The following is a 12,395-nucleotide window of genomic DNA, read 5'->3' as shown; positions in this document are numbered from 1 at the left end:
CTCCCACAGCGATGGGAGTTCCAACCTTCATCGAATGGTTCCACCTCGCTCGCTCGGAGGTAGAGGGAACGGAGGATTGAAAGACTACAGCCAAAAAAGTTAGAGGCTTGCCGTGAATCCCAACAATCCCCAAAACTCATTCAACATCAATGGAAACACATTTAATGGCGGCAATGTAGCAATCGGTAATCAAGGAAACATTAATCAAACCAATAATAACTATATTACTCACCAAAACAGCAACGAAAATATCGCAGTTTTTGGTAAATTATCAATCTATCTCAAAAGCCATAAACGCTATCAAGATTTTGATCCCTATGTTCCGTTTAGTTGTATAGCTAAAATAATTGAAAATGGAACAGGTAGATCAGTAAAATATACATTATTTACTGGATTTTTATATCTTACCAATCCCAAAATAATAACAGAGAGTGAATATTCCAAATCATATTCTTTTTCTGATAATGATGAAAATTTATTACCAAGAATATTTAGTAATATGATAAATGGATTAAAAAATTCAGGTTTCTATTTTAAAGAAGAAATTGAAAAAGACATATTAAGAATAAGTATTAATGGTTCATCACTTCATGAATTAAAATCATTTACAGGATCAGATCACGATTATTTTCTTCATATATATGAAGATTTTATATCAATTGATAAAACAAAATACACAAGTATGTACAGCGTATCAATAAATGCTGATAATATCAGTATAAATCAGAAATTTCTTAATAGGTCACTATCTTATAAGCCTCGTTATGGTAATAATGAAAATGAAGAATTAATAAAAATACCAGAATCATTACCAATAATTATATTTATATTAACGCTATTAATATCATGTAGTCAATTTGATAAAATAGAAATTTCCATGTTTATTATTATAGGTACAATTATTTTATTAAAAGTTTTAGGATTTTTTATCGATTTAATTAATCATATTCATAAAAACTCAGATTGATTGGATATTCTAGTAAATCCCCTAACAATATCTATTTAAAAAACAGATAAAAGCCGTTTAGCTCATAACCAGAGCAAAACGCTACAAGGTTCCCTACTATTCATGCCCTGCGGCCCCAACTACACTAATCCTATCGCACACTACTACATTGCAGCCAAAGATCCCCATTGCGGCTTGTTTGGAGGATTACTGTATGCATGCTGGAGGCAGAACATTCGGTTTGTTAGGGTTGCTGGCCTTGATGTTCAATCTGGTTGGGTTGAACTTCGACCAAAGGCTATTTCAAGTCCAGTTCAATTCGTTGGAGCCACGTAGCACAAGCTCCCAATTCAATAGCACAAACACAACATCACAGATAGGGTTGATCAATCCCTCATTTGAAAACGGAATTCAAGGTTGGTTTACCAATGGCCCGTGCGCTATGACCACCAATGCAGGCTCGGCCATTCATGGTAACCACTATCTTGTGGCCAATCGTAACGGCACAGAAACCTGTAGCTCGATCTACCAAGATTTAGCCTATTCACTTCAAACCACCCAAAGGTATCGCTTATCAGTATGGGTTCGTTCAGCAAATGCTACGCCACTCTATGGCACGGTTGCCTTGTGGGGCATTGGCCCAACTTCAAATAAGAATGTCCATAACCATTTCACCACCGTTGGCGCAGGCTGGCAGTGTGTTGAAACCACCTTTGTTCCGACGAGCGTGTCTGCTAGCCTGCGAGTTGAGTTTTATCTGCGCTCACTTAATGGTGATTATCATTTTGATCATGTGCAATTAAGCGAGCAAACAACTCCGCTTTGCCCTAGTATTCCGCTGGAAAATCCATCCTTTGAGCAAGGGACTCAAGGTTGGGCTAGCCAAGCATCCTGCGCTCTATCCACATCCGCAGGTTCAGCCTATAATGGAAATTATTATCTTGTTGCCAATCGTAATAGTTTTGGAGCCTGCTACTCGTTCTATCAACAAAGGAGTCAGCCAACCGAAATAGACCATATCTATCGCTTATCGGCTTGGGTTCGTTCACCAAATGGCAATCCACTGAATGGCACGCTTAGGTTGTGGGCATTTGATGGTATATCCAATGAAGATAGCTCTACAAATTTCACGACTAGCGGGACTGGCTGGCAATGTGTTGAAACAGTCTTTCGATCAAGTAATACTTATCCATCGCTACAGGTAGAGTTCTACTTTGATACGATGGGCAGCGATTATCATTTTGATCATGTCCAGTTGAGCGAACAAGCAAATCCGCTTTGCCCCAGCATTCCAATACGAAACCCATCAATCGAACAAGGAACCGAAGGCTGGTTACCTTCAGGAACATGCGCGATTAATCGCGACACAAACGCAGCCTATGAGGGCACTGGTTATATCGTGGCTAAGCGCATTGGTTCGGGGTTATGCAACTCTGTGGTTCAAGATGTCGCCTATCCAGTCCAAGCAAACCGAACTTATCGGGTAGCAACATGGGTTCGTTCGCCAAGTGGCTATTCATTGAATGGAACTGTCGCATTGTGGGGAATTAGCCCACCTCCGATCAATCCAACAAATGGCTATAAGAATTTCACCACGGTTGGTTCTGGTTGGCAATGTGTCGAGGCCGTTTACTCTCCAACCAGCAATCATCCAACCTTGCGGATTGAGTTCTATCTTCAAGATCAGAGTCGCGATTATCATTTCGATGCGGTAGCTGTTCACGAGCAGGCAACGCCTATTTGCCCCTAAGCGCAATGATTAATCGCCAGCTTTTACGAGCGCAGTTGTTCGCAGCTGCGTTCGTTTTTTGTTAGCGCTGTGCTAGCAAATGGCGGGCAAAGCTCAGCAAATCGGGCACAATCAAATCGGGGGTGTGCTGCGAGGCTTCAGTGGTGGCTTGCGGACGCTTAACCCAGGCTGCATGCAAACCAGCGAGCTGCGCACCTTGAACATCACGCAACAAATTATCGCCAATATACCAGGTTTGGTTGGCCGAAGCTGCGGCTTGCACCAAAGCATGTTCAAATAAACGTGGGTCAGGCTTGCGATAGGCGTAATCCGAAGAAATAATACTTGGATCAAAATATTCGAGAATATTCAGTTCAGCCAATTCAGCCAGCGCAATCACCCGCTGCGCATCTGAGACAATCCCAAGCTGGTAGTGTTGACCCAAGAGTTCCAAAGCTGGTTTGGTTTCAGGGAAGAGCCGTAGATGTTTGATGCTCAGCACACGCAATAATTGGCTCATGCTCACTGCCTCAGCTGGATCAAGCCCCAATTCGGTCAGCAAACCAGCCCAAACTTGCTCAGTTTGCCATTCTGGGTAGCGTTCGTGCGCAGGCAGGTTGGACTGCATTGCAGTAAAATATTTATTATGTAAATCTTCAGCAGTACAAACCACGCCACGGTAGCGCAACCACTGAGCCAAATGCTGCCACAGCGCTGGCTGATGCTCATCGGTATGGACATCAACCAGCGTGCCATAGACATCAAACAAGACTAGCGGACGACCAGACATGCCTGTGCCTCCGCCACTAAGCGTTGGCGATAGTCCCAGCTAAACCATTCGTTACGAGCGATGCGCAACAAATAACAGCCCATGTAAAATTGGCCACGCTGGGTAAACGAAGCAAATTCCGCCTGATCAAAATCATTCAACAAGCCATAGCGATCATACACCCGACGAATCAGCCATTCGGCAGCAGTTGCATCACCAAGCATGTTAAAGAAGGCATGCTTCAATTCCGCCACCATACAGCCAATGTCAATCGCTGGATCATCGTGGCGGGATCGCTCCCAATCGATTAATGCAAGTTCAGCGGGGGCGGTAAACAGCATATTCGCCGGCGTTGCATCGCCATGAATCATCGAGCGCAAGCCTTGTTCTAGCTCGCCGCTGTTTGCCCAATGGGCTTGCAGCATGCGCAAATTAGCCAACGCAGCATGATTGAGCAAGCCTTGACCACGCAATTGGCGCAGCAATTTTTCCCAATATTCCCATGCATTGGTTGAATCAATGCTATCAGTGGTGGCGGTACGACGGTGCAAGGTTGCTAGCCAGCCGGTAATCGTATCGACATAGGCCATCAATGGGCCTAAATTGCGGGTTTGCAAAGTAGTTTCGAGAATCGAGCCCCAACTTTGGCCTGGCAACCATTCAGTAATCAGCAACAGGCGCTCAGGGTCGGTAGCCAATGGGCGAGGCACAAGATAGGGAGCTTGGGCAAAACCAAGCGCGTGCAATTGCGCCAAGGTGGTGGCTTCGCGGCTCAATAAGGCTCGCGAGTAGGCTGGCAAAAAGCGCCGACCATCTAAGCCGGTTTTATGCTCAAACGACTTGATAACAACGTGAACTCCGCTATGGGCCTCGTGCACCCGCTGCACACTCGGAGTATTCATAATTGGTTCGACATTGAACGTTGGGTGTAACGTGAAAATCCCTAAACTTGGCAGGGCTTGATCACGTAGCGCAGGAAATGCGCGATGATCTGAGAGCAGCATGATCGTCATCGTTCGCCCGCTCCTTCCTTTATACGAGTTCCACCACCATTGGTTTGGCGGCTTTCGTTGCCGCGCAGTGGGGAATGGCTAGAATGTGCAGCGCCTAGCTAACCGAAACGTCGCTAGCACATTCTATTCAGCAATGGTTGAATAGATGCTGCTTGCTCACAGTATAGTTAGGGCTTTTTAATATTGTGTAAACGTTTACAAATACTAACATAGCTAGCTAGCGTTGTTAATCACAGTCAAGGGAGTAGAAAAAGGTGATTAAGCCTGCTATTCAGAGGTGATTAACTATCCCCTGTAGGAGTTATTAATCACCTCGCTTGGCTTTGATTAATATTAAAAAAGCAACCCTTAAATTACTATCGGGTAATGAATGGAGATTTTGCTCACGTAGAAGCTTATTCGACCGTACCTTGCAATGGATTGGCGGATTTACGCGCAATTAATTGGAGTGGCACAAGTTCTGTAAACAAAAACCGAAAACTTCCGCAGCGTTCGAGAATTTGCGGCCCATACAACGCCAATATCCAGCGCCAATAGGCAGATAAACCAGATTGTTCGTTTGCATGTACTTCGCCGCCACGGGCAATAAAATCAGCGGTCAACGAGCTTAGCACGCTATTGGCTTCCGGTTCGCTTGGCTCAATTGTTTGCAACCAATGGCGATAAAACGTAGCCCATGGATTATCGTTTTGTTGCCACCATGGCGAGCGTTCTGCTGGCACATTTGCTGCTGTTAGGCCTTGCCACGCTTCTTGGTAGCTATGCGCGATGATTAACGGTTGTTGAATGCCCAAACCACCAGCCGTAATTGGCCAATGGAACCAAGCCTCTGGCAATTGCACACTACTCTGCAAACGCTGACGAATCAAATCGCCAACATAGGCCACCATGCTGCCTTGTTGGATACCTTGTTGGCCATAACGCCATAAGGTTGTGCGCACTTGCTCCCTATGACTGGCTCCAAGGTTGACCCGTAGGCCAATCGCTTGGCATAGGTAGCTGCAAGCCCCATTATACACCTCAATTTTATTAAGAATTGCAGGTGTATTCGTGATCGCTTGGGTGGTTTGGTTAATATATTCGCGAATTAGATGTTGATCAAGTTGCCACGACCCAGCCTTGTCGAGGGTCAAAAAGAGCCAATGCGGCGCTTGTTGCGGCAATTCGCTGGGCAATTGGCCATTAATCGCAATTGCGCCTGTTTTTTGCTCATTCAAACGTAAGCCACAGCTGGCACACCAGGTTTGCAATGCCCGCCATGCTTTGCGAATTTCCTCAGGATCGGTGGCAATAATCGTCAGATCGTCAACGAAGCGCACAATTTGCACATGGGCATGCAATTCAAGGTATTGTTCCAGCAAACGCAACACCAATTCGCCCAAAATGTCTGAAATTGGACGATGATTGGGCAAGCCAACCTGCTGCTTGGTCGCTTGCTGATTGACCTGCAACGGCACGGCCATATACTCAGCAAAAAAGCCAAGTTGCTGCTCGTTCAGCCCCATGCGTTGCAAAATATCGAGCACAAATTGCTGATTGAGCGAAGGATAGTAATCGCGGAAATCGGTTTTGAGCACATACATTGGTTGATCGGGCGTGGCATGCAGGCCAAGCTGAATTTCGGCATTGATCAAACGCAGCGCAATTTCGAGATTGTGCTCATACTGCGCATCGTATTCGGCCAATTGGCTCCACTGTTGCAAGCGCTTGATTTCAGCCGCTCGACTGGCAAAAATCGAACTAGAATTGCCATACAATTCGAGGTGTTCAGCTGCATCGTGGGCGAGCGGGCGACGCAGGCTATGCCACAAATTAACGCTTTTGGCAAGCGTGTAGCTTTCGGCGATCAGCTTATTCAAATCGCGATCGTAGCCGCGATCTTGGGCGATGCGCTTAAGTTTTTTCAAGGACAAGCTGCTGTTGTGCTGGCAGAATTTGGCAAAATAGCCTTGCCATTGCTCAGCAACGAGGTAGTGCAAACACGCGGTCACGAGATCTTCTTGCAAAAACAAACGCCATTTGGTGCGTGCATAGTGGGCAACTGCGGTAACGCCAGCCTTGGGCCAACGCCAACTGCCTAAATGCTCACGCAGCAACAACAAGGCATCGCCCAATTCTTTGAGCATAATCGGATCGCCCAAAATTTGACGCGCCTCGGCCCGCGTGGCGGCGCTATAAAAGCTATCTTTGGCGATGCGCCGCAACATTGCATAGCGCAGATCATCATCAAGCAACGCTGGCTCAGCATGCAGCGCTTTGGTCAATTCGGCGCGGCTTTCAGGATCAAGCTGATCGTGAAAAATCAGATCAAGCACTGACCCATGCATGGTTGCCATCCCAGGCTGATTGATTTGTTCGACCAAGCGCTGGGCTTGCTCAGCATGTGGCGCATTAACTTCAGCATGATCAAGCCACTCTTGGAATACTGCGCCAAATATCGAGACCAATTCGGCGCGCAGCTGGCCACTGGCCAATTCACGCTCAAGCTCAGCCGACCACCAAGCGGTTAATTCAGCGCTCGCAGGCGTAGCCGGATCGCTCAATAAACGCATGTTGCTAATGCTTGGATGCAGCGGCTGTTTGGCAAAGGTTAATTGCTGCAACTGCTCCTGGAGCAGATTGATGCGGGCATGCGGATCTTCAAGCGTGGCTAATTGGTGGCTAATTTCAGCATAGGTTGCAAGGGCTTGCTCTCGTTGCAAGCCCAACTCGCGCAATTTAATGGCAGTTACCAATTGTTCAGTTGCAGTTAACATCAGTGCCTCCAGCAAGGAGCCACATTCTGCTAGCTTTTGTGCATTAATTCGCTCAATGCGGCGAAACTTTGCGAACGTTCAGCAAAAACATAGTGCACCGGCAAAACCGTAATGCCACTTGAGCCAATCGAACGCAGGTGATCGATGGCTGGCAGAATGTTGGCGCTATCGACGACCAACGACACAGCATACCAACCATCGCCACCGTCGCGGCTCCAAACTGGCGAAACTGTTGGGCCTTGCAATCCCGCTAAGGCTGGATGCGCTACCACCCGCGCGCCAACATCGGCGACATCAGCGCCTGGCACATTGGCAATCAGCGAAACATAGGTTTTGGCGCGATGGCGAGCTTCGATCAGCTCTAAAATCGATTGTACAACTCGTTGTTTTTGCGGACTTTCGCGCAGTGAGCGCCGATTGGCAATTAATGCAGCTTGCGCTTGCAGAATCGTGCCCCCTTGAATCATCTTGAGATGATTATCACGCAGGGTTGTCCCAGTGGCTGTCAAATCGGCAATGATGTCTGCATATCCCAACGAGGGCGCGGCTTCGGTCGCTCCTTGTGAATCGATCAAGGCAAACACGTTGATGCCTTGTTGGTGGCACCATTGGCGCACCAAATTGGGAAACTTGGTCGCAATCCGCAGTTGGCGGCCAGAGCGCGCATACTCGGCAGCCAAATCGGCCACATCGCGCCATGACGTTACGTCAATCCAGTGATCGGGCACGGCCAGCACCAAATCGCAATAGCCAAAGCCCAAATCTTTGTAGACCACCACCAGATCATCGCTCTCGCCGCCAAGTTCCTCAACCAAATCGTAGCCACTTACGCCCAAATCAATCGAGCCTTCGGCGACCTTCTCGACAATATCGGGCACACGATTCAACAAAACCTCAACCTCGGGCAAGGCTTTAATCGAAGCGGTGTAGCGGCGAGGATTTGGCCGCGAGATTTTCAGGCCACAGCTTTCAAAAAAGCGAAACGTATCATCAGCAAGAGCACCTTTAGAAGGCACAGCAAAACGTAGCATTAGCGCGTTATCTCCACAGTCCATTCAGCAGTGACATCGGGCAGATTAACCCGCCGCACTTGCATTTCGATCTTCCAACGCCCAACCAAGCTTAGCGCTCCCGAGGTTGCGCTGTAGCGTCCATCAGCAGCAGCTTCAAGAATTGCCACTTGTTGGCCAGCTTCGAGATCAAGCGATTCAAAGCGTAAGCGTACCCGATCTGGCTGAATTACGCCATTCGCATCGCTAACGCTAGCGCTAAATTGGCGCTCGCCTGGACGATTATCATCAATATCAAGGGTCATCGTCAAATCTTCGCGCTGGGCAGTCAAATTCAAGGGTTGGGGCAAACGCGGCGTTGGCGTGGGCAAGGTTGGTCGCGCAGTTCCACCGGCGCTGGGAGCAGCTTTAACCGGATGCGGCGTTTGGGTCAAGGCGCTGGCAACCAAAATTACGCCAATCGCCAAAATGCTTTCCAGGCCCAAAGTCAGGCCAATTTTAACTACGGTTGATTGATCTTTGGCAGCTTGCAAGCGCGGATTGAGCTTGCGCCAATGCCAAAAACCCAGCAACAGCGTCGCAGCCATTACCGCCAATTTGACCAACAAGGTTTGGCCATAGCGCGATTCCCACAAACCAGCCAAGGTTGGCAGCTGATCAAAGGTGCGCATTGTGCCAGTTAGTACCACCAACGCAATGCTAAACAAGGCCAATGGGCTGAATCGCGCAATCAGCCATGCCAAAGCGCTATTACGGGCGGCTACTTCAATTTTGCGCAATACCCATGCACTCAAAGCCATGCCAATCAAGCCGCCAAACCAAACCGCAGCCGTCAGCATATGCAGCCAATCTGAGGCCACCGGCGTAATTGGGTCGTCGATATTGGCCGCAGCATGGCCACTCATGCTCAATGTCAACAAACTTAAACAGGCCAAGCCCAAGGCTAGATAACCCATCGGCTTGCGATAGGCAGCCAAGAAGGTCAATGGAATCAAGAGCGTAATCGCCACCAAGCGAATCAACGCCAAAATGCCCCAACGGCTAATTGCCATCGACGACAGCACATCGGCATATTGAATTGAGGCCAAGCTACCATCGCCAAAATCGCTAGCCCGCACCACAAATTCCCAAATTGAGCCAATCAGCAATAAGACCAAGCTGAATTGGGTTAGCCAAATCGTTGGCCGCACTAACAACGGCAAGCGTGATTCAGGATTGTGCTGAATCGCTGGCAAGAGCAAAATCAACAACCACGCCAAGCCGCCAATTGCGCCCAAGCCGCCAGTTAAGGCGATTGAGCGCCCACTTACCACTCCCCAACTTAGGCCAGCATCAGCAGTTGCGCTAACCTCGACCGAAGGCGCGGTTGGCACAGTGCCTGTGCCAATGCTAAACAGCAACGAGCCAGCAGAACGATGGCCATCGGCAGTCGAAAGCACCTTGTAAATTAAGGTGTATTCGCCAGGCCGCAGCTCAGCAGGCAAAGCTACTTGCATACTATCGGCAGCAGGAAAAGTGGTTTGCTCAAGCCCAATTGGCTGCGATTGCTCGTTGTAGAGCGTCAACGAACTATAACTTTTATCAAGCGGCTCACTAAATCGCAACACAACCTCAGGTGGCGCAACATCGAGTGCTGCTCCATCAACAATGCTGCTTTCAATAACCAAGGCATGCGCCGCCGCCACACTTGGCCATAAACAGAGCAACAATACAGCTAAAACTAAAATCCGCTTCATATCTATAGTTCCTTATTGGTTGCACAAACTGAATCGTAGGGCTTAATTATGGGTTGTATCATAAATAGAGCTCATGTGTATTGTTCAATCGTTAAGCTCCCCCTCACCCCAACCCCTCTCCCGTGGCGCGGGCGAGGGGCTTGAACCCAGTGGTTCTGCCGCAATGGGTTGGTCATACATAAGTGCGTCCCCTCACCCCAACCCCTCTTCCGTGGCGCGCGGGCGAGGGGCTTGAACCCCGTGGTTCTGCCGTAATGGGTTGGTCTATAATGGTCGGCTCCCCCTCTCCCGCGTTTTCGTGGGAGAGGGGGTTGGGGGGTGAGGGAATGATCTTTGTTGTCAATCCCCAATCCCTAACCCCCAATAGTAAAAAAGCGTGCTAGGCCTAAACCTAGCACGCTGGAGCATCGAAAATACTCGTTTAGGCACGGACTGAGCGGCGGCGCAAAGCCACGCCAGCAGCCATAAAAATAATGATTGCGGCGAGAAGCATGCCAACGTTGAAGCCATTGCTGCCAGTTGCTGGCAAACCTGGGGTGTGATGATCTGGTTGAGCAGGAGTTGGCACAGCTGCATCGCCCACGGCAAAGCCAATTGCGCCAGTTACTTCGTGGCCATCGCTACCAGTAACCGACCAATTAACCGTATAGCTACCGGTGCTCAAGCCCGATTTCAACGAAACGCGCATGGTTTTGCGCTCAAGATCAGCCAAATCAACCCGACCATCGCCAGTATCAACAACTGCGCCGCTTGCATCGGTGACGCTTAATTTCACGCCTTCCGATTCCAACTCGTCATTGAAGGTCAAAACGACTTCGCTAGGAGCAGCTGCCAATTTCGAGCCATCTGCAGGCGTTGAACTGACCAATTTGGAGTGCGCTGAACTGACCCCAGGCTGAGCAAAAATAATTACCAACGCCAATAAAGCAATTAAACGTTTCATGGTGTAAATCCTTAGTTGCAGCAGATCACAGCGATCTGCCAAAGAATGCAAAACCGCTCAAACAAACCTTATACAGCAGTGCAACTAAGGTAGCGTGGTGGCGGAGCGAGCGGACGTTCAATCCACGAGCGGCCAATCATGCCCAAATCGAGGTAAACCCAACGCGCAATCCGCATTGAAACGAGCACAATCAGCATTGTTACCAAAGCAAGCGGCACTTCATGGCCCTGCTCAAGCACGCCAGAGGTGAACGGCGCTGGTTGAAGATGTTGAAAATCATCAATAATTAATTGAATTGGCTCTTGATGGTGATGATGCCCGTGATGGGCGATTAATCCAGTATCCGCTTGAATCACTGCACAATACACAATACAAGCCAGCGCAATCCCATGAGTTAGGATCAAACCAACGAGGCTGCCGACAATCGGCAACCAAGCGCGTTTATTGGTTAATCTGTGCCAGTGTTGCTTCATGAACTTAGCGCATCAAGGTGGGAGTAGGCCCCGGTGAGATCAAACACAATTGGCGTTGCTCGGAAAGCTTGCCCGGCCCCCACCATGCTTTAACCCGAGCGATAATCGTAATAATTTCGTCTTCGCTGAGTTGCGAGCCAAAGGCAGGCATTGAATTTTTGCCATCGCGAATCAACGAAATTAATTCCCAATCGGGGTGTGAATAGGCATGCATGCCATCGTTGAGTGCAGGAAACGGCCCCATGCCCTCGCCACTTTGGCCATGACAATTGGCACAATATTGGCCAAATAAGGCTTGACCGCTGGCTAATTTCTCGCCAAAAGCTGGCTCGATATAGGGCACAGCTGGCTCGCCTGTGGTCAGAGTTGCTTGTTGGGCCACCTCACCACAAGCAATCAAGCCTGGAATTGCAATGCTCAACAACAAGCCAATTAGTCGCCAGCGCTTAAATTTAGGTTGCATGGGAATCCGACTCCAGCGCTGCCTTGCGCAACATCCGATTGCGTAAGGCAGCCAAGGTAATTAAGATTGCGAGCACAATGATCGGTACCATGTACAGAATGACGTTGAGCCAGCGCATAATGCCACCAGCAACATTAACCGTTGTGCGAAATTCTTGGGTTTGGCCAGCCTCAGTCAAGCGCAGCAAAAATTGCCAATCGCCGCTGCGCGAAAAATCAAGATCGTGCGAGCCGTAAATTGCATCTTCTGGGCGACTTTCGGGCGCTGGCGTGTAGCCAAATTCCTCGCCATCAGGGTCGATTAAAACCAAATTGATTGCGTCGACTGGCAAGGCTGCAAAATCGCTGCTGTTGCGCACGGCAATGCTTGCATCGCCACGGCCAACGCTCATCGGCCCAGGAGCCAAGGAGACGACCACAAAATATTGATTGCGGGTTTCACTGATGATGTAATTGCCGCCATGCGCTGCCGCTAGATTCGTCCACCACAAACTTGCCAGCAGCACCCAACAAACCACCAAACATAGGCGTTTCAGCATAGAGTGTATCACAATCTTT

General features: G+C 48.8%; 11 protein-coding genes. 2 read left to right on the top strand and 9 right to left on the bottom strand.

What is annotated here, in order from left to right; translation table 11 throughout:
* The first annotated feature begins 112 nt into the window (after positions 1-112).
* Positions 113-967, top strand: coding sequence for a hypothetical protein (locus C5S61_RS17905; protein ID WP_110517098.1), 855 nt, complete (start codon positions 113-115; stop codon positions 965-967).
* 193 nt (positions 968-1,160) lie between these two features.
* Positions 1,161-2,696 carry a carbohydrate binding domain-containing protein gene (locus C5S61_RS17900; protein WP_110517096.1) on the top strand — a complete coding sequence of 512 codons (1,536 nt, stop codon included), beginning with the start codon at positions 1,161-1,163 and terminating at the stop codon, positions 2,694-2,696.
* Between the two features lie 61 nt (positions 2,697-2,757).
* Here the strand turns inward: C5S61_RS17900 and C5S61_RS17895 are convergent, their stop codons facing one another.
* From C5S61_RS17895 to C5S61_RS17855, 9 genes are all read right to left on the bottom strand, one after another.
* Entirely contained in the window at positions 2,758-3,465 is a 708-nt protein-coding gene (locus C5S61_RS17895) for an HAD family hydrolase (RefSeq protein WP_110517094.1), read from the bottom strand.
* Positions 3,447-4,457, bottom strand: a complete 1,011-nt coding sequence (locus C5S61_RS17890; protein ID WP_110517092.1) for an aminoglycoside phosphotransferase family protein — start codon at positions 4,455-4,457, stop codon at positions 3,447-3,449. Before C5S61_RS17890 ends, C5S61_RS17895 begins: the two co-directional genes overlap by 19 nt.
* A gap of 395 nt (positions 4,458-4,852) precedes the next feature.
* A complete protein-coding gene (locus C5S61_RS17885; protein ID WP_110517090.1) occupies positions 4,853-7,213 on the bottom strand; it encodes a reverse transcriptase domain-containing protein in 2,361 nt (786 codons plus the stop codon).
* 29 nt (positions 7,214-7,242) lie between these two features.
* Entirely contained in the window at positions 7,243-8,244 is a 1,002-nt protein-coding gene (gene hisG / locus C5S61_RS17880) for an ATP phosphoribosyltransferase (protein ID WP_110517088.1), read from the bottom strand.
* Positions 8,244-9,959 carry a copper resistance CopC/CopD family protein gene (locus C5S61_RS17875; protein WP_110517086.1) on the bottom strand — a complete coding sequence of 572 codons (1,716 nt, stop codon included), beginning with the start codon at positions 9,957-9,959 and terminating at the stop codon, positions 8,244-8,246. Before C5S61_RS17875 ends, hisG begins: the two co-directional genes overlap by 1 nt.
* 421 nt (positions 9,960-10,380) lie before the next feature.
* Positions 10,381-10,902: a copper resistance CopC family protein gene (locus tag C5S61_RS17870; protein WP_110517084.1), complete on the bottom strand. Its 522-nt coding sequence runs from the start codon at positions 10,900-10,902 to the stop codon at positions 10,381-10,383.
* A 68-nt stretch (positions 10,903-10,970) separates the two neighbouring features.
* Positions 10,971-11,375 (bottom strand): hypothetical protein, encoded by a 405-nt coding sequence (locus C5S61_RS17865; protein WP_110517082.1) that lies wholly within the window; start codon positions 11,373-11,375, stop codon positions 10,971-10,973.
* Positions 11,376-11,379: 4 nt separating this feature from the next.
* Positions 11,380-11,838, bottom strand: coding sequence for a c-type cytochrome (locus C5S61_RS17860; protein ID WP_054535389.1), 459 nt, complete (start codon positions 11,836-11,838; stop codon positions 11,380-11,382).
* On the bottom strand, positions 11,828-12,376 hold the full coding sequence (locus C5S61_RS17855; RefSeq protein WP_110517080.1) for a hypothetical protein: 549 nt from the start codon (positions 12,374-12,376) through the stop codon (positions 11,828-11,830). Before C5S61_RS17855 ends, C5S61_RS17860 begins: the two co-directional genes overlap by 11 nt.
* Positions 12,377-12,395 lie beyond the last annotated feature (19 nt).

The sequence above is a fragment of the Herpetosiphon llansteffanensis genome (assembly GCF_003205875.1).
GTDB classification, from domain to species: domain Bacteria; phylum Chloroflexota; class Chloroflexia; order Chloroflexales; family Herpetosiphonaceae; genus Herpetosiphon; species Herpetosiphon llansteffanensis.
The sequence above is the reverse complement of the archived record's forward strand: the minus strand, read 5'-3'. Positions and strand labels throughout refer to the sequence as shown.

What these genes read in the sequence shown, in the direction of transcription:
- C5S61_RS17900 (WP_110517096.1), top strand. Translation starts at nt 1,161, where the DNA reads ATGCATGCTGGAGGCAGAACATTCGGTTTGTTAGGGTTGCTGGCCTTG.
- C5S61_RS17895 (WP_110517094.1), bottom strand. Translation starts at nt 3,465, where the DNA reads ATGTCTGGTCGTCCGCTAGTCTTGTTTGATGTCTATGGCACGCTGGTT.
- C5S61_RS17890 (WP_110517092.1), bottom strand. Translation starts at nt 4,457, where the DNA reads ATGACGATCATGCTGCTCTCAGATCATCGCGCATTTCCTGCGCTACGT.
- C5S61_RS17885 (WP_110517090.1), bottom strand. Translation starts at nt 7,213, where the DNA reads ATGTTAACTGCAACTGAACAATTGGTAACTGCCATTAAATTGCGCGAG.
- hisG (WP_110517088.1), bottom strand. Translation starts at nt 8,244, where the DNA reads ATGCTACGTTTTGCTGTGCCTTCTAAAGGTGCTCTTGCTGATGATACG.
- C5S61_RS17875 (WP_110517086.1), bottom strand. Translation starts at nt 9,959, where the DNA reads ATGAAGCGGATTTTAGTTTTAGCTGTATTGTTGCTCTGTTTATGGCCA.
- C5S61_RS17870 (WP_110517084.1), bottom strand. Translation starts at nt 10,902, where the DNA reads ATGAAACGTTTAATTGCTTTATTGGCGTTGGTAATTATTTTTGCTCAG.
- C5S61_RS17865 (WP_110517082.1), bottom strand. Translation starts at nt 11,375, where the DNA reads ATGAAGCAACACTGGCACAGATTAACCAATAAACGCGCTTGGTTGCCG.
- C5S61_RS17860 (WP_054535389.1), bottom strand. Translation starts at nt 11,838, where the DNA reads ATGCAACCTAAATTTAAGCGCTGGCGACTAATTGGCTTGTTGTTGAGC.
- C5S61_RS17855 (WP_110517080.1), bottom strand. Translation starts at nt 12,376, where the DNA reads ATGCTGAAACGCCTATGTTTGGTGGTTTGTTGGGTGCTGCTGGCAAGT.